Source organism: Planctomycetota bacterium (assembly GCA_035384565.1).
GTDB lineage: Bacteria > Planctomycetota > PUPC01 > DSUN01 > DSUN01 > DAOOIT01.
Genome location: DAOOIT010000001.1, coordinates 71085 through 91350, shown reverse-complemented (window position 1 = coordinate 91350; position 20266 = coordinate 71085). Strand labels below are relative to the sequence as shown.

Annotated in this window: 9 protein-coding genes; 6 read left to right on the top strand and 3 right to left on the bottom strand. The window is 68.1% G+C overall.

The genetic code is table 11. The annotated features are described in order from the left end of the window. The first annotated feature begins 73 nt into the window (after positions 1 to 73). From PLE19_00260 to ilvB, 5 genes are all read left to right on the top strand, one after another. A complete protein-coding gene (locus PLE19_00260; protein HPD13348.1) occupies positions 74 to 799 on the top strand; it encodes a tetratricopeptide repeat protein in 726 nt (241 codons plus the stop codon). Between the two features lie 12 nt (positions 800 to 811). Further along, complete coding sequence (dacB, locus tag PLE19_00255; protein ID HPD13347.1) at positions 812 to 2323, top strand: D-alanyl-D-alanine carboxypeptidase/D-alanyl-D-alanine-endopeptidase; 1512 nt, start codon at positions 812 to 814, stop codon at positions 2321 to 2323. A 64-nt stretch (positions 2324 to 2387) separates the two neighbouring features. Further along, a complete protein-coding gene (locus PLE19_00250; protein ID HPD13346.1) occupies positions 2388 to 4619 on the top strand; it encodes a right-handed parallel beta-helix repeat-containing protein in 2232 nt (743 codons plus the stop codon). Positions 4620 to 4628: 9 nt separating this feature from the next. Further along, positions 4629 to 5510 carry a 4-(cytidine 5'-diphospho)-2-C-methyl-D-erythritol kinase gene (gene ispE, locus PLE19_00245; GenBank protein ID HPD13345.1) on the top strand — a complete coding sequence of 294 codons (882 nt, stop codon included), beginning with the start codon at positions 4629 to 4631 and terminating at the stop codon, positions 5508 to 5510. A 71-nt stretch (positions 5511 to 5581) separates the two neighbouring features. Then, positions 5582 to 7258 (top strand): biosynthetic-type acetolactate synthase large subunit, encoded by a 1677-nt coding sequence (gene ilvB, locus PLE19_00240; GenBank protein HPD13344.1) that lies wholly within the window; start codon positions 5582 to 5584, stop codon positions 7256 to 7258. A 77-nt stretch (positions 7259 to 7335) separates the two neighbouring features. On the opposite strand, the gene PLE19_00235 is transcribed toward ilvB, so the two are convergent. Further along, a complete protein-coding gene (locus tag PLE19_00235; protein HPD13343.1) occupies positions 7336 to 8760 on the bottom strand; it encodes a hypothetical protein in 1425 nt (474 codons plus the stop codon). Between the two features lie 140 nt (positions 8761 to 8900). Here PLE19_00235 and PLE19_00230 point away from each other — a divergent pair, with 140 nt between their 5' ends. Then, entirely contained in the window at positions 8901 to 12566 is a 3666-nt protein-coding gene (locus PLE19_00230; protein ID HPD13342.1) for a hypothetical protein, read from the top strand. An 80-nt stretch (positions 12567 to 12646) separates the two neighbouring features. Here the strand turns inward: PLE19_00230 and PLE19_00225 are convergent, their stop codons facing one another. Together PLE19_00225 and PLE19_00220 are read right to left on the bottom strand one after the other, a co-directional pair. After that, positions 12647 to 16510: a PQQ-binding-like beta-propeller repeat protein gene (locus PLE19_00225; protein ID HPD13341.1), complete on the bottom strand. Its 3864-nt coding sequence runs from the start codon at positions 16508 to 16510 to the stop codon at positions 12647 to 12649. Positions 16511 to 16764: 254 nt separating this feature from the next. Next, a complete protein-coding gene (locus PLE19_00220) occupies positions 16765 to 20217 on the bottom strand; it encodes a PEP-CTERM sorting domain-containing protein (GenBank protein ID HPD13340.1) in 3453 nt (1150 codons plus the stop codon). Positions 20218 to 20266 lie beyond the last annotated feature (49 nt).

The following is a 20266-nucleotide window of genomic DNA, read 5'->3' as shown; positions in this document are numbered from 1 at the left end:
CCGGCGCGGTTTTGCTAGGGTACACCTTGTGTCGCGCAAGCTCATTGCGAGCGTGCTGGAGGAGAATGCTGGCATGCGGAGTTCCCGGCGGACGTCTGTGGCCCTTGCCGGCCTGCTCGCGGCCCTGGCCGGCTGCGGGCCGGGCGCGGGAGCTGATGCGAAGGCCCGCGCGCGCCTCGAGACCCTCTGGTCGCAGGCCAGCCCCACGCCCGTGGGGCGCTACGATGCAGGCCGCGCCCTCTACAAGAAGCGCCAATACGCCGAGGCCGCGTTCCTCTTCCAGCGCTTCCTCGCCACCTACCCGAGGAATCCGCTCGAGCCTGCCGCGCTCTACTACCTCGCCAGCTCGCAGTACTACGCGGGCAATCGCGCCGAGGCCATGGCCGCCTGCCGGCGCATCATGAAGGACTACCCGCAGACCGACTGGGCCGTGTTCGCCCGCCAGGACCTGGTGGCGCTGAAGGCCGGCCCGCCCGAGGACCAGCTCCGCGAGCACTGGTGGCACCCGTGGGACTGGTTCCGCCCCAATCCGCCAGCCGTGCGCGAGTTCAACGTGGCGCGCGAGCATTTCGCGGCCCGTGACTTCGATAGGGCGCTGGCAGGGTTCCGCTCCCTCGCCGAACGCCACCCCGACAGCGCGCTTGCCCCGGCCGCCTGGTACTATGCCGCCCGCTGCTACGAGTACGGCGCCCAGCTCGACAAGGCCCGCGAGACCTTCCAGCACGTTGTCGCCAAGTACCCCCACACCGAGTGGGAGTGGCTGGCGCAGGACGACCTCCGCCGCCTGAAGCCCGAATGATGGGGTCGCCGATTGCCGCTCTTTCCGCTCCGCGTGCTCATCCCGGCCTCCCTGCTGTTCCTCGCCGCGACCTGTGCTGCTGCCCCTGCGGCCACGAAGGCCGTCGCGTCCCCCCCGAAGCCCCAGGGCCTCAACCGCAAGCAGCTCGCCGATGAATTGACCAAGCTCGCCGACGCGCCCGCTCTGCGGCGCGCGCGGGTTAGCGTGGCCGTGATGGACCTTTCGAACGGCGACTGGCTTTTCGACAGCAACGGGGGCCAGCCGCTCATCGTCGCGTCGAACAACAAGTTGGCGACCACGGCCGCCGCCCTCGAGCTGCTGGGGCCCGACTTCGAGTTCCGCACCACCGTATCCGCGTGCGGCAAGGTGCTCGCCAACGGTGTGCTCGAAGGCGACCTGCTGCTGGTGGGCCGCGGCGACCCGAGCCTCTCGGGCCGCTTCCACCAGGGCAAGACCACGGCCGTGCTCGCCGAGTGGGCCGACGCCGTGGCCAAGGCCGGCATCAAGAGCGTGCGCGGCGGCATCGTGGCCGACGAGAGCTACTTCGACCGCCAGCACCTCCACCCCGGCTGGCCGCCTAACCAGTTCCAGGCCTGGTACTGCGCGCCCGTGAGCGCGCTGACCTTCAACGACAACTGCGTTTTCGTCACGGTGCGGCCCGGTACCAAGCCGGGCGACACGGCCATTGCCTCGACCGACCCCCCCACCTCGTATGTGGACCTCGTGACCACGTGCCGCACGACCAAGGCACGGCTCGGCGGCAATCAGGTGCTCGTGAGCCGCCGCAAGGGCGAGAACCGCCTCACCATTTCCGGCGAGATCCGAGCCCAGGGCGCGCCCCTCCAGATGTGGATCACCATCCACGAGCCCGCCCTCTACACCGGCACCGTCTTCGCCGAGGTGCTCGAGGCCAAGGGCATCCGCGTCGGAGGCCCCGTCCGCCTCCTCACCCCGCCCGAGCGCATCGAACCGGCCAAGACGAGCGAGTTGATCACGACCACATCGCTCCTCAGGGACGCGGTGACCGTGGCCAACCGCAACAGCCAGAACCTCTACGCCGAGCTGATCCTGAAGACCCTCGGCCGCGAGAAGGCCGGCCAGGGCACGTGGGTGGCCGGCGCAGGCGTCGTCGAGAAGTTCCTGCGCGACGCGGGCGTGACCGGCGCGATCAGCTATTTCGACGGCTCGGGCCTCGCGCGCACCAACCGCTTCAGCGCGCGGCAACTGGTCCAACTCCTCTGCTACGCAAACGGCCGCCGATGGGGCGCCCTCTACCTGCACTCGCTCGCCGAGCCCGGCGAGGGCACGCTCTCGCGGCGACTCGACAGTCTGAAGGGCCACTTGTTCGCCAAGACCGGTTACATCGCCGGCGTCTCAGCCCTTTCGGGCTACCTGGATACGCGCGGGGGGCGGCTGTTGGCCTTCTCGATTCTTGTCAACGAGTTCCGCTCGAGCCTGGCCGACGTGCGCGATGCGCAGGACGCCATCTGCCTCAAGCTCGCGGAGTACTCCGGCGGGGAGTGAGCCCCCTCCCCGCCCCGTTTGACTGCGCGGCCCCCCGTAGCACAACCTGCAAGAGGAGGCGGCCATGAACCGGCAATGGACAGCTCTGTGTCTCGGCGGCGGCGTGCTGCTTCTCCTCGGCTGTTTCGGAGGCAAGACCATGCCCAAACCGACGCGGCCCGGCGAATGCGTGCTGTTCGTGGCCACCGATGGCAACGATGCGTGGGACGGCTCCCAGGCCAGGCCCTTCGCCTCGCTGGAGCGCGCCCGCGACGAGTTGCGCAAGCGGAAGGCCGATCAGCGCCTGCCTGCCGGCGCCACGGTGTTCGTGCGCGGCGGCATGCACTTCCTGTCGCGGACCTTCACGCTCGGCCTCGAGGACTCCGGCACGGCCGAGGCGCCCATCGTGTACCGCGCGTACCCCAGCGAGCGGCCCGCCCTCATCGGCGGCAAGCCCATCACGGGCTTCACCCCGCACCGGGGCAGCATTCTGAAAGCCGATGTGAATGCCCAGGGCTTCAAGGGCATCGCCTTCCGCCAGCTCTTCTTCAATGGCAAACGCCAGCCCCTCGCCCGCTACCCCAATTACGACCCCGACAACCCGTACGGCGGCGGCTGGGCCTACGCCGACGGCACGTTCATCCCCATGTACAAGGACGTGCCCGGCGAGAGCCGCCGCACGCTCCACTACAAGGAGGCCGACGCCCGCGCGTGGGCGAACCCCCAGGAGGGCGAAGTCTTCGTCTTCCCCCGCTACAACTGGTGGAACAACATCGTCCGCATCGCCTCGATTGACCGCGAGAAACGTCTCATCACCCTCGCGGGCGACTGCTCGTATCCCATCCGCCCCGGCGACCGCTATTACGTGCAGGGCCTTCTCGAGGAACTCGATGCGTCGGGCGAGTGGTATCTCGACGCCAAGGCGGGCATGCTCTACTTCTGGCCGCCCGAGCCCCTGGCGGGCCGGCCCGTCTACGCGCCCACGCTGCGCACCATCATTGAGATCGGCAAGGGCGCCGCGCACATTGCATTCCAGGGCTTCACCATCGAGTGCTGCGAGGGCACCGCCGTCGTGCTCAAGGACGCCTCCGATTGCCTGATCGCAGGCAACACGATCCGCAACGTGGGCGACTATGGCGGCAGCGGCGTGAGCGTGAGCGGCGGGGCGCGCAACGGCGTCGTCGGTAATGACCTCTACGAGATCGGCCGCGACGCCATCTCGATCGGCGGCGGCGACTGCATCACGCTCACCCCCGCCGAGAACTACGCCGACAACAACTACATCCACCACGTGGGCGTCTACTACAAACAGGGCGTCGGCGTGTCGCTCCACGGCTGCGGCAACCGCGCGTCGCACAACCTCATCCACGACGGCCCCCGCTGGGGCATCGGCTTCAGCGGCAACAACCTCGTCATCGAGTTCAACCACATCCGCCACGTGAACCTCGAAACCGCCGACACCGGCGCCGTCTACACCGGCGGACGCGACTGGATCTCGTCCCGCGGCACGGTCATCCGCTACAACTTCTTCCACGACCTCATCGGCTTCGGCATGGAGAACGGCAAGTGGGTCTCGCCTCACTACTGCTGGGGCGTGTACCTCGACGACAATGCGGGCGGCGTAGACGTGGTCGGCAACATCGTCGCGCGCTGCATTCGCGGGCTCGTGCACCTGCACAACGGCCGCGACAACCTCATCGAGAACAATATCCTGGTTGACGCCACCCTCCAGCAGGTGGAGTACAACGGCTGGACCGACAAGCATTCGTACTGGACGAGCCACCTGCCCTCGATGGTCAAGGGCTACGAGTCGGTCGCCAACCAGCCCGCCTGGAAAGCGATGCGGAACATGGGGCTTCACCCCAAGGACGCCGTGCTGCCCGACGGCAAGATCATGACGGGCAACGTCTTCCGCCGGAACATCGTGGCCTATCGCGGCGAGAAGTCGCGCCTCTACCGCCTGAACGCCAACGTGCCGCTCGACCGCAACGAGTTCGACTACAACCTCATATGGCACTACGGCCTGCCGATCTTCGTCGGCCAGCCCGCGAAGGACAAGCCCGGCGCCGACGAATGGGCTGCCTGGCAGGCCCTGGGCAAGGATACCCATTCCCTCGTCGCCGACCCGCTCTTCGTCGCGCCCGAGAAGGACGACTATCGCCTGCGGCCCGAATCGCCCGCGTTCAAGCTGGGGTTTCAGCCGATCCCCGTCGGGAAGATCGGCCCCTACAAATCGCCCTTGCGTGCCTCGTGGCCCATCGTCGAGGCCGAGGGCGCGCGCGAGAAGCCCACCCGCCTCGAACACGGGCAGCAATAGGCGCACTGCATGAACCTCGTGCGTTGTCCCGCCAAGCTGAATCTGTTCCTCGAGGTCGTGCGGCGGCGGCCGGACGGGTTCCACGACCTCGACACGGTGATGCAGGCGATCGACCTGTTCGATGACCTGGCGATCACGCCCTGCGACGAGCCGATGCTGTCGCTGGAGTGCTCGGACCCGTCGCTGCCGACCAATGGGCGGAACTTGGTGCTGCGCGCGGCCGCGGCGCTGCGCGAGCGGACGGGCTATCGGGGGGGCGCACACTTTGCGCTGACGAAACGCATCCCACAACAGGCGGGCCTGGGCGGCGGGAGCAGCGACGCGGCGGGCACGCTGGTGGGCCTGAACCAAGCCTGGGGCCTCGGGCTGTCGCGCGAGGAACTGCGCGAGGTGGCGGCGGACGTGGGGTCGGATGTGGCATTCTTCCTCTATGGCGGCACGGCGCACTGTACGGGCCGCGGGGAGGTGGTGGAGCCGGCGCCGGCTGCCGCAACGTTCCATTACGTGCTCGTGTGCCCGCCGTTCGGGGTCTCGACGGCGGCGGCGTACGGGCGGGTGCGCTTGACTTCGGAGCGGGCGCGCGCTAGCATGCTCCTGGAAAGCCTGGCCCAGGGCAACGTGGCAAGGGTGGGCAAAGGGCTTTTCAATCGCCTCGAGCACGCGGCGTCCGAGCTTCAGCCCGAGTTGCGGGGCCTGAAGGCGCGTCTCGCCGACATCGGCCTGTTCGCGGGCACGTGCATGACGGGGAGCGGCTCCGGGCTCTTCGGGCTGTGCGAGGCCGGGGCCTGGAGCCTGGCGCGCGAGGCCGCCGCCAGGCTGGGAGTGGGCCGTGTGCATGCGGTTCGCAGCCTGGTCTCCGGCGTTGGTTTCGGCTCTGAATCGCCCGTGTGACCCGATGAGGCGAGAGGCTTTGCGTAGGGCGACTGACACCTCGATCCCTGGCTTGGAGAAGGCATTTTCCCTTGAGTAGAAGCGGCGCTCAGATTCTGGTGGACACCCTCGTGGATGAGGGGGTCAAGCACATCTTCGGCATCCCCGGCGGGGTTGTGATCCCCATCTTCGATGTGCTGTACGACTCGCCCATTGACGTGATCCTGACCCGTCACGAGCAAGGCGCGGGCCATGCCGCCGATGGCTATGCCCGTGCCAGCGGCAAGGTGGGGGTCTGCATAGCAACGAGCGGGCCCGGGGCATGCAATCTGGTGACCGCGATTGCCACTGCCAATTTCGACTCCGTGCCCCTCGTCGCCCTCACGGGGCAGGTGCGCACCATCCTGATCGGCAACGATGCCTTCCAGGAGGCCGACATCGTAGGCATCACCCGGCCCATCACGAAGCATAATTTCCTCGTCCGCGATGTCGCCAAACTCGGCTACACCGTCCGTGCAGCCTTCCATATCGCTCAGACGGGCCGCCCTGGCCCCGTGCTCATTGACATCCCCGTGGACGTCTCCACCGCCCAGACCGACGTGCCCACACCCAAGGAGATCAGCCTCCCTGGCTACAGGCCGCACACCAAGGGCAACGTCCGCCAGATCCGCCTCGCCGCCGACGCCATCAACAAGGCCCAGCGCCCCCTCATCTATGTGGGCGGCGGCGCCATCATCGCCGGCTGCGCCGACCTCGTGCGCGAACTCGCCGAGACTTCGCAAATCCCCGTCACGACGACCCTTATGGGCCTCGGCGCCTTCCCAGAGGACCACCCTCTCTCGCTCAAGATGCTGGGCATGCACGGCACCGCCTACGCCAACTTCGCCATGCAGCACGCCGACACCATCATCGCCATCGGCGCCCGCTTCGACGACCGCATCACCGGTAAGCTCGACGAGTTCGCTCCCCAGCGCGAATGCATCATTCACATTGACATTGACCCCGCCTCCATCTCCAAGAGCATCCAGGTAGACATCCCCGTCGTCGGCGACGCCCGCAACATCCTCCGGCAGCTTGTCAAACTCGTGCAACCCGTTGATCGCACCCCCTGGCTTACCCTCATCGCCGAGTGGAAAGCCAAGCATCCCCTCTCCTACAACAACGCCGACGGCACCCTCAAGCCCCAGTACGTTATCCAGCAGATCTGCGATGTAACTAGAGGCGAGGCGATAATTTGCACTGAAGTGGGCCAGAACCAGATGTGGGCAGCCCAATGGTTCACCCATCGCCGGCCCCGCCACTTCATCTCCTCGGGCGGGCTTGGCACTATGGGCTACGGCTTCCCAGCCGCCATGGGCGCCCAGGTGGCCTGCCCAGGCCAGATCGTCTTCGACATCGCTGGCGACGGTTCCTTCCAGATGAATATCCAGGAGCTCGCCACCGTGGTCCGCCGGAAGCTCCCCGTCAAGGTTGCCATCCTCAACAATGGCTACCTCGGCATGGTCCGCCAGTGGCAGGAGATGTTCTTCAAGAAGCGCTACTCCGCCACGGTTCTCTCCGATGGCAATCCCGACTTCGTCGCCGTCGCGCAAGCCTATGGCGCCAAAGGCATTAGGGTCGAGCATACCGACCAGGTCCGCCCCGCCCTCGAAGACGCCCTCGCCACCGACGGCCCCGTGGTCCTCGACTTCCGCATCAACCCCGAAGAGAACGTCTTCCCCATGGTCCCCGCCGGCGAAGCCATCCATCGCATGAGGGGGCTGGCTTAGGGGCTTGTACACGAAGCCCCATGGGCGGCGGGGTGCGCCGAAGGGCCTCCTCACAACAGGCCCCTCCCCCCCGCTTTTCAGGCGATGGCGGCAACGGGAATACCGGCGAGCTGGCCGTAGGCGCGCAGTTCGCGCTCGAGGTTGCCGAGCAGGAAGAGCTGGTGGAAGCCCTTGACGTCGCGCGTGTCGGCCACGCCGTTCATCTCCAGTTCCACGGCGGTGCGGCAGCAGCCGGTCGGCGGCTGCGGGATGTTCGAGCGCACGCGCCCCGTGCCCACCCAGATGCCGCCGTTGACGTTGGCCTGGAGCACCGTGGCGTCCTTGCCTTCGGGCCACAGGACCTGCACGGAGGCGCCCGTGCGCGTGTGGTAGCTGCGCAGCCAGTAGGGCGCGCGGTACGGAGCGTCCATGCCCTCGAGCCTCGTGGGCGAGGTGCAGTGCGCGCCGATCAAGGTGTTGTTCACCGTATTCGGGGAGGGGTCCTGGATGAAGCCCGGACGACCGAGCAGGTGGATGCTCAGCAGCTCGCCCACGACGGCGTTGAGGTCGCACTCGCAGCCTGCGACCACCCCTTCGTCGAGCAGGCGCGAGAAGGCCATGCACACGGGGTCCTTCCAGCCGAGGCAGTCAATGGTCACGCCCTGGCAGCCCTCGGACTGCATGAGCCGGCGGATGGTGAAGTAGTTCTTCGCGGCGGTGAGGATCTCGTCCTTCGACGGCTCGACGATCTTCGCGGCGTTCCTGGCATAGAGGTCGGCCATGGCGCGCACCTCGTCAGTCTCCTCGACCTTCTTGAGTTCTTCGACGAAACGCGGGCGGTCAATGGGATGCACCACGGTGCCCCAGGGCTTGAGCGTGAGGTCGTCGCCGGCCTTTCGGAGCATGAGGATGCGGGTGTTCTTCATGCGCCAGGTGGCGGCGAACATGCGGAGGGCGGTGGCCAGCCACGCGACCTCGTGGGTTGCGCCGACAAAGGTCTTGGGCGTCTTGCGCCCGACCTGAAGGTTCTGCGTGAAGCCGCTGACGTGGCTGTAGACGATGGTGGGCACGTCGCCACGCTTCTCGACGATGTCGTTGACGGGTTGCCAGAAGAACAGGCTCATCGCCACCACGAGGAGGCCATCGGGCGGTGTCTTCTGAAGGACGCCGAGCAGGGCCGCGATGTCGTCGGCCTTGTTCAGCGGCGCGTGGCGGATGTCGAGTTGAACGTCGAGTTTCCTCGCCGCATCCTCGAGCGTCTTCGTGAAGAGGGCCTGCTGCGCGGGCACGTCGCAGTTGCCGCCCGGCCAGCTCACGATCGGCTCCTGGTCGGGGCGCACGAAGACCACCTTGACCAGCGGCTTGCCCGCGGGCTTTGCGGCCTCCTGGGCGAAGAGCGACGACGCGAAGTCCAGCAGCCCCAGCCTGGCCGCCATCGTGGTCGCGCCTGCGGCGGCGAGGAAGCGGCGGCGGCTGTGCCGCGCCACACAGCCCGGCCTCTCACACAGGTGGCAGGTAGACATGGGAGCCTCCTTTCCGCCGCCATCATACGCTGTGGCGCGGCCTGAGGCAAACGCATTCGCCTTGCAGCGCGCACGCTCGCGCGGTAGAATGGCGACGTTGGGGCCGCTGTTTCGGACTCGATGTGCATGGAGACGTGAGCATGAGCCAGCGAATCCCTCTCCGCTGCCTTCTCGCAGCTTCTCTGGCCCTTCTCGTCGCGGCGAACCCGTCGTGGGGAGCCGACGCGCCGTCCGCGCCAGCCAAGAAATCGCTCCGCGGCCTGCTCGATGCGCCGCTGCTCTTCACCAAGCGCCACTCGTACACAGGCATTCACATCTACGACACCTACTACAAGTGGCCCCCAGGCGGCGGTGGCATCTACATTTGCGAGAACCCCTCGGCTCCCGCCGCCGAGTGGAGGATCCGCCCGGTCATTGACCCGACCACGCCGGGCACCCTCGGCGTTGGCGTCTACACCCACCCGGAGCTCTCCTGGGACGCGAAAAGGCTGCTCTTCTGCTTCAAAGGCGAGCCGAACGGCTCGACAAGCATCTACGAGATCGGCGTGGACGGCACCGGCCTGCGACGGGTGACCGACCCGAGTTCGACGTGCGCCAGCTACAAGGGCAGCATGGGCGGCATGCACGACATCGCACCCTGCTACCTGCCCGACGGCCGCATCCTCTTCACCTCCACGCGGCCCGCCGGACTCGTGCCCTGCTTCAACTCCGGCGTCAACATTCTGCACGTGATGAACGCCGACGGCTCCGACATCCATCCCATCTCCGTCAACAACGTCAACGAGTTCGACCCCTGCGTGATGCCCGACGGCCGCATCCTCCATGGCCGCTGGGAGTACGTGGACAAGAATGCCCTCACGCAGCAGAGCCTGTGGACCATCTTCCCCGACGGCACGAACGAGACGGCCCTCTTCGCCAACAACATGGTGCACCCCGAGGCCACGCTCGACGCGCGGCCCGTCCCCGATGCGCCGCACCTGATCGCCTCCACCTTCGCTCCCCACAACTCGACTCCCACCGGCACGGTGGCCATCATCAACACCCACGTGAGCAAGAACAGCCCCGACGCCATCTACAACTTCGAGACCCCAAACGACCCCACGAACGACCGCGGCCTGTCGTGCGAGCCGTGGCCGATCTCGCGGGATGTGCTGCTCTACAGCGGCCGGCCGCCGGGGGCCAAGCGCAACGCTCTGATGATGATCGACCGCGAAGGCAATCGCGAGGTGATCTACTCCGACCCCGACATCTGCTGCTTCACGCCCATGCTGGTCAAGCCGCGGCCCGTCCCACCCGTCCTTGCCAGCAGCAAGGAGCGTGAGAAGGCGGCCGGCCGCTTCCTCGTCCTCGACGTCTACCAGGGCCTCGCCGAGCACGGCGTGCGGCGCGGCGAGGTGAAGCAACTCCGCGTCATCGAGGAAACCTCGCGCGTCAGCCCCACGCCCGGCGGCGCCATGAACCAGGTGTTCCTCATGAGCGGCGTCCTCGCGTGGAGCTCCAAGATCTTCCACGGGGTCGTCCCGGTCGAGCCCGACGGCTCGGCCTGCTTCGAGGCCCCCTCGGGCCGCGCCCTCTACCTCCAGGCCCTCGACGCCGACGGCCGTCTCGTCCAATCCATGCGCACCTTCGTCCAGGCCGTCCCGGGCGTCACCCGCTCCTGCATCGGCTGCCACGAGCACAAGTACTCCACGCCCATCATTTCCAGCGAGATCCTCGCCCTCAAACGCGAACCCAGCAAGCTCCAGCCCGAGTCGTGGGGCACGGGCTACGTGGACTACCCGAGCATGGTGCAGCCCATCTTCAACCGGCACTGCGTAAGCTGCCACGGCGGCGAGAAGGGCTTCGAGGGTCGGCTCGACCTCACGGGCGGCTGGACCGAGTACTTCACCAACAGCTACGAGAACCTCATCAGCCGCCGCGAAACCCAGGTGATGGCCCACCTGATCGCAGGCATTGACTGCATGAACGGCACCGCCCTCTTCTCCGTGCCGATCCGCCCGCCGCGCTTCCACGGCTCGGGCGCCGCGCCGCTTGCCCAGGAACTTGTCGGCCGCCACAAGGAGCAGGGCCGCATCCCCAACCTCACCCGCACCGAGCGCGACCTGATCATGGCCTGGATTGACACCAACGGCCTCTTCCACGGCACGTGGGACTACACGACCCACGGCTGCTCGGTGAAGGCGTGGAACGGCGTTCAGAAGGCGCTCCAGGCCGAGATGAGCGCGGCCGGCTGCAACAAGTGCCACACGTACTTCGACGGAGACTGGTTCAACCTCGAGCGCCCCGAGTTCAGCCGCATCCTCCGCGCCCCGCTCGCCGCCGGCAAGGAGGGCTACGGCACGGCCATGTGCCGCAACTGGAAGGTGGACCCCACGCGCCAGCGCATCTTCGTGCTGCGCACCGGCTACGCCCACGGCGTGACGCCCGTCGAGAACTTCAAAGCCCCGCCGCCCGCGCCGGTGCCCGAGGACGACGGCAAGCCCGTCATCTCGTTCGCCTCGACCGAGGACAAGCACTATCAGGCGATGCTGGCCATCATCCAGAACGGCCGCCGCGCCGCCCTGGCCGCCCCAAGGGCCGACATGCCGGGGGCCAAGCTCTTGCCCGGCATGCACCGCCAGTTCCTCTACCCCCCTCTCCCCGACCCGCTGCCCGAACTGAAGGCGACGGTGGACGCCGATTGCATCGTTCATCTGTCCTGGGAACGTTCCGCCCGCACCATCGGCCTCACCGCGGAACTCCACCGCGGCAAGACCCCCGACTTCGAGGCGACCAAGGACACGTTGCTCGCCGAAACCGCCCTCTTCCAGCACGACGACCCCGCCGCCGAGCCCGGCCCGCAACACTATGCCCTCTTCCTCAGCAACCCTGAGCGGCAGAGCAAGGCCATTCGCACCACCATCACCGTGCCCGCCCCACCCCCGCCGCCCGCGCCCGCCGGCCTCAAGGCCACCCCCGCGCCCGGCCGCGTGGACCTCACCTGGCAGGAGGTCGGGCGCGCCCGCTACAACGTCTATCGAGCCAAGGCCGGCGCCGCTGAGTTCCAACGGCTGACGGCCGAACCGACGACCGAACTGCGCTACAGCGACACCACGGCCCCCGATGGTGTGCAGCACGCCTATGTCGTCCGGGCCGTGAGCGCTCGCGGCGCCGAGAGCGACGCCTCGGCCACCGCCACCGCTGCGCCCCTGGCCGAGACCAAGGAGCCGCTCTTTGTCGCCGCCTTCGCGGAGAATGCGGACGCGGCCCTCTTCGGCGGCGGCACGGCCAAAGGGACCCTCCACGGCGGCGCCAAGGTCGCCAACGGCGCCCTCGATGTGTCGGGCGGCGGCTACGCCACCTTCGACCACCGCCCCGAGTTCGACCTCGGCCAGCGCCTCACCGTCGAGCTGTGGGTGAACATGGCCGCGGCGGGGCAGATGCCCATCCCCGTCAGTTGCGGCCACTGGAACCAGGCGGGCTGGTTCCTCCAGCGCATCGGCGGGCACTGGCGCTGGCACGTGGGCGGCATTGACTGCGATGGCGGCCGGCCCGAGCCTGGCAAGTGGCTCCACGTGGTCGGCACGTACGACGGGCAGACGGCTCGCCTCTACCAGGACGGCCGCCTGATCGCCGAGAAGGCGGGCGCCGCCATCCTCGCCAAGTGGAGCGGCCCCCTCCACGTCGGTCAGTACAGCGCCGAGCCTGGGGCAGCCTTCCAGGTCACGGGCCAGATACGGGGCCTCAAGGTCTACAGCCGCGCCATGCCTCCGCACGACGTGGCCGCCGCCTTCAAGGCCGCCGAGCCTGCGACAACGAAGCCATAGATGGGACGGATAGGACCGAAGGCGCTCTTGCTTGGGCTGCGTCCTATCGGTCCTATCTGGCCTATCAGTCTCATCCCTCGTCACTCCCCACTCACTGCGACTGGGCTGAAGTCCACGAGCGCATTGTCCACGCACAGGCCCACGTGGGTGATGGCTTTCAGGGGCTGGGCGAGCTTGGCCTCCAGCGTCTTGTCGAGGACCCTGAAGACGACCTTCTGGGCATCGAGGTCCACGCTTACGGCCAGGTCGAAGGTCTCGTCGCCCTTGATGTCGAGCTTCTCGGCCACGCCCTTGAACCCCTTGATCGGCCCCTGGACGATGTGGGCGCTCTTGGCGATGATGCGGACGCCGCACTTGACGAGCTTGGCGTCCTGCGGGCCATCGCCGAATGCGATGAAGCCGTTGAGCAGGTGCCCGCCGTCGTCCGGCGCGGCTCTAAGCTTCGCCTTGAACTCGGCTCTCTTCTTGAGCGGCGCCCTGAGCCTGTTGAGGGCGAGGCCGGCTACGTCCTTGGCGTGGCCCTGGACACGGTAGCCGAGCGGCGATTCGAACACGGAGCAGCCCACCACGCGGTCGAAGTCCTTCTCCTTCGTCACGATGGGCGGCGGGGCCGGCTCGTCGGCGATGGTCTGGAGCGGCTCGTCGTCAGCGCCGAGGGCCTTCGCTCCGTCGGCGGCGAGGCACACCACCTTGCCGTCAATCGTCGCCATGAAGAGCTTGCCGCCCGTCGCGGCCATGCCGTCGTGGACGGGCGCCGAGTCGAGCTTGTAGCGCGCGATGGGCTTGCCATCCGCCGCCGAGACGGCCCACAGGCGCGCGCCGAGCTTGCCCTCGAGGGCGGCGGCCTGGCGGGCGAGGGCCTCTTGCACGTCCCTCTCGTCGGGCAACCGAATCGCCCGCCGCTCGTCCACCACATCGGGCGGGCCGGCCACGAAAAGCGTGCTGTCGGCCAGCACCATCGCGCGAACGATCACGGAGGGCTGGTTGTGCGCCCATTTCGTGGCCGGCGCGGTCAGCTCGGCGTCGGGGAAGCGGCTGCGCGACTTCCAGTCGGCCGCGCTGGCGTTGCGCCGGGGCGAGGTGGCGTCTATGCGCCCCGTCGCGGCCGAGACGCGCTTCATCTCGGCATCGTCTGCTGCCTTGTTGGCGGCGAAGAGGCGGTACTCCAGCACGTCGGCGTTCGCCAGGAACTCGGGCTTGCGGCCGTAGCCGTAGACCGCCTCGTCGCCCACGGCCAGGATGCGGCCATAGGGGGCGTAGCGGGCGGCGCGGAACCAGCCGCCCCAGCCCGACGTGAAGCTGCGGCCGTAGAGCCAATAGCCGCGGTGGAACCACGTGTCGTCGAGGAAGCCGATGGAGGAGAACAGGTGGGCGCCTTCGCCCGTCTGGTCGGTGGCGGGGCGCGGTGGGATTTCGAGCCGCTTGCCCTCAAGATCGAAGCGTTGCGAGCGCATGTAGAGGAACCTGCCGTCGCTGGAGAGCACGTCGGGCAGGGCCACGGGCATATCGAGGCCCTTCACGTGCACCTGGAGGTTCTCGCCCGACTCGGGGTCGCGGTCGTCGAGCACGGCCTCGGAGAGCTTCCTGCCCGTCGCCGCGTCGAGGCGGAAGAGGCGCAGGCCGCCGTCGAGGAACATCGAACGCCCCGCGACGAAGCTGGCCACGCCATTCTGGACGAGGACGCTGCCACTGACGGGCCAGACGGACTCGAGCTGCTCGAAGGCCCCGATGCGGAGGTCCTGGGGGGCGGCGCGGAAGCGCCAAGCCAGCGCGCCGTCGGCGGCGCGGAGGCAGTAGACCCATCCGTCGGCGCAACCGAAGAGCACGCGGCCCTGCCACACGGTGGGCGGCGAATCCACCCGCCCGCCTGCCGTGAAGGCCCAGGCGGCCTTGCCCGTTGCCGCGTCGAGGGCGTGGATGCTGTGAGCATCCACCGAGGCGACAAAGAGCTTGCCTTCGGCCACGACGACCGAGGAGAGCTTGCCGCCGATCTCGGCCGCCCACGCCTGCTTGAGTTCGCCGGGCACCGCGGCCTTCGTTGCGCCGCTGCGGGCCGGGTCGTGCCGATAGGTGGGCCAATCGTCCTCACGGCTGGCGGCCGACGGCCTCCCGCCGACGGCTTCGTACGCCGGGCCGCGCTCGAGGCGGCCCTCCTCTTCGAGTTTCGACTCTGGGCTCTTGACTCTCGGGCCGGGAGCGAGCGCGGTGAAGCCGTAGAGCTTCGACTCGAGGTAGCACCCGCACGACTGGGGCGAGGCGTACACGAGTCCGTTGCACGGCAGCATGCCGTAGATGCAGCCGCTACGGACCCAGTGATTGATATCCCAATGCTTCGCGCGGAAGTCCACGAATTCGATGCCGGTGCGCGAGGGGATGAGGAAGTTGTCGGTCGCCTTGGCGCGATAGCAGCGGTGGTGGAACCAGTAGGTCTTGAGGTCGGGCGGAAACTCGCTCTTGACTTCGCCGGTGTGGAGGTCGCGGCCCGTGAAGACGCCGCTGTCGCCGCCCTGGGCGATGGCGCCCGCCCAGACAAGGCCGCCGACGACCAACAGGTCCTCGGGTGAGGCATGGCCCGATGCGGGATGGGGCGCGGTCCAGAGCTTCCTGCCATCCTTCGCGGCCAGCGCGGTCATCGAGCGGTCGCCGCCCGAGAACAGCACGACATCCTGGTGGAGCACCAGGGTGGGGCCGAAGCTGACGGCGAGCGAGGGGCGGCGCCTGACGGGGTCGGAGGCCCAGAGCGGCTGGCCGCTGCGGCGGTCGAGGCAGACGACCTTCTCGCCGTCGTGGAAGGCCACGTGTTCCTTGTCAGCCGCCAGCGTGAGGGGGGCTACGCGCGAGTCTTTCTGCCACAGGAGCTTGCCGCTCTCGGCCTCGAGGGCGACGATGCGGCGCGGCTCCTCGTCCCATGCCCACTCGCGGTTGGCGCGGCCCGTGTTGTCCCACACATAGGTTGCCTTGGGGCGGAAGTCGGCCCACCTGCTCGGCTTGTCGCTGGCCAGGAGAAAGAGCGTGCCGTCGGAAGCGATGATCTCCTCGCAGTTCTTCGATTCAGGGTAGTCGCGCACGGTCTCGCCGGTTGCGGCATCGAGGGCCGAGCAAGGCGCGTCAAGCGAGAGGGTGACGAAGACGCGCTCGCCCACAGCTACAAGGCGCCGGGGGATTTGTCCCGGCCCGCTCTTGAGCGGCCACAGGTGGGTGTTCCAGCGCGGGATGGGGCGCCGCCAGAGCACCACGCCGTTGAAGGCGTCGCGGGCCACCAGCTCCCAGACGGGCGGCAGGTTCACCGAGGCGATGGGGCCATGATCCATGATGTAGAAGAAACGGCCGTTGGCGGAGACCATGCAGCTCATGCTGGCCATGCGGTCGTGGTGGCGCGACCAGCGGGGGCTGCCCGTCCACTGGAGGCGACGCGGCGGCCCCACCAGGGTGTCGTGCGACACGGCGTTGCCGCTCGCATCGTAGAGGTAGTGGGTCCAGTCGTCCATTTCCTTCGGGCGCGGCTTGACTATCTTCTTCCAGGCGTCGCCTTCGCGGAGGTAGGCTACGCCGTTGGGGGCGAGGACCCGCAGAAGCTCATCCTCCGCCGCTTCGCCCTTGCCGCTGGCCACGAGGAGATTCACCGAGTTGTCCACGTAGGGCAGCCGCGTGCCGTCCCAGCGGTCTGCCGTGACCGGGCCGTAGAGGCCGAGGGATCGGATGTGCTCGCGCGCCTTGCCGACAGCCGCGGGGTCAGTGTCGAGGCCCTGGACGAGGTAACTTGCGCTCGCGCGCAATGCGGCCGTGAGATTGCCGTCGCCGCAACCGAGATGAACGATGAGGCCGCCACGGACGCCGGTGGCCTTGAGGATCTCGGCGGCCTGCCTGGACTCGGGCGGCTCGCCGGCCGCCCCCGCGCACCACGGCAGCGATACGATGGCCAGCGGCAGAATCCATGTCCTCATTCCAAGCTCCTGTCTGGTCAGCGTTCATCAATGGGTTATGAAGCAATGGGGCCAGAATGGCGCAGCGGAGAGCGGAAGTCAAGCGCGAGACGACGGCAGGAATGCGAGGAGTTCGAGGCCATCTCTGGGGAGGTCTCACCCGACTGCCGCCTGGCACGGCCGCTTGCACCCGCGGGTGCCATCAGAACGGCAGAGGGACGAGCGGCTGTGCCACTCGCCCCCCTTGGCTTGATGCATCAACGCTCGTGGGTGGCCTAACGGCGGCTGCGCCGCCGGCGCGTGGCGGCGGCCAGCAGGCCGCCCGCCAGCAGCACCAGGGTGCCGGGCTCGGGCACGAAGGTGAACGTGGCCTCATAGATGGCGATGGCGCCCGCAATGTCCACCGACAGACGCAGGGTTTCGGTGGAGCCGAAGTCGAAGGCCATCACGTCGCCGAAGCTGGCGAGGTCGCCGATCTGGTAGAGGCCCATCGAGGCGCTGCTGGCAATGGTCTGCCACAGGTCGCCCACGAAGGCGAAGTACTGGGCGGGGATGTAGCTCTCCGCCGCGCCATTGAGGGACCACCAGGCCTTCATGTCCTCGGCGCCGCCCTCCTCGCGCGACATGAAGACCGCCTTGTACCAGCCGACGCCCAAAGCGACATTGTTGATGCGGGCGTCGCGCCCGCTGATGACCGGCTGCTCGTTGGCGCCGAGGAAGTCGCCGTTGCCGTCAATGTCGAGGTAAATCCACGAGTAGTCGTCGGCGTTGGTGTGGAAGCTCCAGGTGCCGGCCGTGGGGATGTAGAGGTAGCCGGTCCAGCGCCCGTGGAAGTAGTTCTCGCAATCCACGGTGTCGCCGAAGGGGTTGATGGGCAGGCCGTAGCCGAACTTGCTGGCGGTGGAGTAGTTGAAGACGCCGCTGGTGAGTTCCTGCCGCGCGCCGGTGAAGCTGTTGGGCCTCAGGGAGCCGTCGGGCAGGGTCACGCGGCCCACGTCGCTGCCGCTGATGTAGTAGCTGGCCCACAGGCCGGGGTGAGCGTCGGGAATGCCGTCGTTGTTGATGTCAATGGTGGGCCGCACGAGGCGCTGAAGCGCCCAGCGCTCGACGGGCAACTGCGTGCCGCCGTTGAGGGCGGGCACGTTGGTGAGGACCTTGGCCTGGAGCGTGGTGCTGTAGGTGGTCAGTTCGGCGATCGGCTCGACGCTGTAGACCTGGGCGCCGAAGTCGCGGTTGAAGCCGGCGGTGTTGGCGTTGCGGCTGGTGACGAGCAGGCTCTGGATGCGGCCCACGCCGAAGCCGCCGTGCGAGAACTCCAGGCTGGAGCCGCCCGTGCCCTCGTGGTACGTGAGCTCGATGGGGTAGAGGCCGGCCTGGGGGATATTGATGTACATCATGTTCACGTCGCCCGTGGCGGTGCCGCTCAGGCGCTCGCCGATCACCTGTTTGCCGATGCGCAGGCGGAAGCTGTCGTCGCTGCCCGTGGCGAACGAGTAGATGCCGGGCTGGTCGAAGTAGATGAGGCCCGAGGCGCGGGCGGCGAACTCGTTGTCGTCCGCCGCCGTGTTGTGGGGCCAGGGGGCAGTGACGGGCGAGGCATTGAAGTTGCCGGTGCTGCCGCTCTGGGGATCGTAGTAGTCCACGATTTTCGTCACCACGGGCGCCGCGGGGGTGCCACCCTCATAGTTGTCCATGAGGTACCGGCCCGACCAGTTGTAGCGGGGCGCCGCGGCAGCGTCCTGCACGACGCGGAAGACAAAGCCGTCGCCCGTGGGCGTTTGGATGGCGCCGGGCACGAACGCGGGGCCGGCGCTCTCGGCCACCGTGCCGGTGAAGTCGTTCGGCATTGCGCCGGGATTCTGGTAGACAGGGTAGTTCGGGTCGTTGCCAAGCACCACGAAGTTGGTGGAGTCCCACGCGGCGCGATAGCCGGGGCTGGAACTGATCTCGGCGTAGCCGGCGCCGCTGTAGTTGGTCCACACGAGCTCCAGGGGGTAGTAGCCGGCGGCGGGGAAGGTGATGGCCACCGCCGTAGGGTCGTTGTAGGCGGCAGCGCCGCTGTAGCGCAGGAGCTCGGTGCCGCCGATCTTGAAGTAGTACGCCTCGTCGGAGCGGACGGCGAACGTGCGGGTCTCGCCCTGCTCGGCGTAGATGTAGCCTGCGACCCGCATGGCGTAGTCGTCGGGCGACCCGCCGCCGCGATAGGCGCCGGCCAGCAGGCCCACCTGGTTGGCGTAGTTGCCACCGGTGTCAATGTCGGCCCGGGCGATAGAGAGCACCTGCGAGACGTCGTGGATGCCCACGCCGGGACGCAACGCGAGCGCGGCGTCGGCGCCCGCCAGGTCCACGATGTCGCCCCGCACGCGCACGATGTGGGCGGAGAGGCCCTGCGGCGTGCCCGGGTTCTGTTCGGGCGCGCCGAGCACCGTCCACGCGCCCTGCTGGAGGGTGAACGGGGCGCTGAAGTAGGTGGGGTTGAGCACGTTGCCCTGGTTTTCGTCGAGGGCGAAGATGGCCTGCGCGTTCGGCGCAAAGCCGGCGCTCATCGCCGGGTTCGGCGAGGGGACGCCGTAGACGGCCAGGGCGCTGGCGCCGAATGTGCCCCACGGGAGGTCCTGCGCCGACCAGGTGGCTGTCGAGGTGCTGAAGAACTGGTTGCCGGTTTCGGCGAAGACGTAGCCCAGGGGGGCCGTGAGGGTGGTCGCCAGCCAGGGGGCCTGTGAGTTCGGCGGGTACTGGCTATCCCAGCCGCCGCCTGCCACAACCTGGAGATAGTTGGTCACGCCCACCGACAGGCCAACGGTGCCGGTCGCGAGCCGTGTCGGGGTGCCGGTGCCCATGGCGACCAGGGGCGTGCCGACCGAGAGATTGTCGGGCGAGATGTAAGCGGCCAGCGAGGCGTTGCCCGAGGCCGAGCCGACCTGCATCTGGTAGTTGCCCGAGAGACCCGTGGTGCGCAGGAAGCCCTGGCTGGCAATCGCCAGGGGGGTGAGGCGCACCTCGTCCACCGCGGCGTTCGTGCCCCAGTCGGCCGAGGCGGAGCCCATCACCAGGTCCGCGGCGATGTTCGAGAGCTGGCTCGAGGTCCCCGGATAGCCGGAGAGGGTCGCCGTGGCGATCGTCGTGTAGTTGAAGTAGTACTTCAGCAGGCCGGTAGTAGCGTCGTAGCTGAGGGCCGTGTGATACCAGTTGTCGGCCGCCATGGTGCCGGCGGTGACCACTTGGTTCTGGGCCGATGACGTGTCCACCCGCGCGCGGCCGGCGTGGGTGTTGCTCTTGTCGAGTTGCCAGCCGCGATAAGAGCCTCCGCCGGCATCGTACCGCCGGGCGACGTACGCAGGGTACGTGGCACCGGGGCTGGAGCCAAGCCGAACGAATGCCTCGATAGTGAAGCTGGTGGCTGCGTCGAAGACCGCATTATCCAGAGCAGTGACCAAGCCGGACCCGGCGCCCATGGCAAGGGAGGATGTGTTTGCGTACATCAGGCCGGTCAAGGGGTCCAAGATCAGCGCGCCAGGTATCAGGGCTGAGTAGATGGCGGTGCCGCTGCCAGTGGCGTTGGGCATGCCATCGGCTGGGGTGGCGTTGGGCACGACGCCTACAGGGTCGCCCGGGTTTCCCTCGAATCTCCACAGCCCGGCATGAGCCGTGCCGGGCGCGGCGACCATTCCCAAAGTTAGAAGCGCGGAGAGCAGGGGAAGCCAACTCAGATGGCGGTACCGCATCATCACCCTTTCCTGAGCATCCGCAATGCTTTGAGTGCCACCGGGCGCGCAC

What these genes read in the sequence shown, in the direction of transcription:
- PLE19_00260 (HPD13348.1), top strand. Translation starts at nt 74, where the DNA reads ATGCGGAGTTCCCGGCGGACGTCTGTGGCCCTTGCCGGCCTGCTCGCG.
- PLE19_00250 (HPD13346.1), top strand. Translation starts at nt 2,388, where the DNA reads ATGAACCGGCAATGGACAGCTCTGTGTCTCGGCGGCGGCGTGCTGCTT.
- ispE (HPD13345.1), top strand. Translation starts at nt 4,629, where the DNA reads ATGAACCTCGTGCGTTGTCCCGCCAAGCTGAATCTGTTCCTCGAGGTC.
- PLE19_00235 (HPD13343.1), bottom strand. Translation starts at nt 8,760, where the DNA reads ATGTCTACCTGCCACCTGTGTGAGAGGCCGGGCTGTGTGGCGCGGCAC.
- PLE19_00230 (HPD13342.1), top strand. Translation starts at nt 8,901, where the DNA reads ATGAGCCAGCGAATCCCTCTCCGCTGCCTTCTCGCAGCTTCTCTGGCC.
- PLE19_00225 (HPD13341.1), bottom strand. Translation starts at nt 16,510, where the DNA reads ATGAGGACATGGATTCTGCCGCTGGCCATCGTATCGCTGCCGTGGTGC.
- PLE19_00220 (HPD13340.1), bottom strand. Translation starts at nt 20,217, where the DNA reads ATGATGCGGTACCGCCATCTGAGTTGGCTTCCCCTGCTCTCCGCGCTT.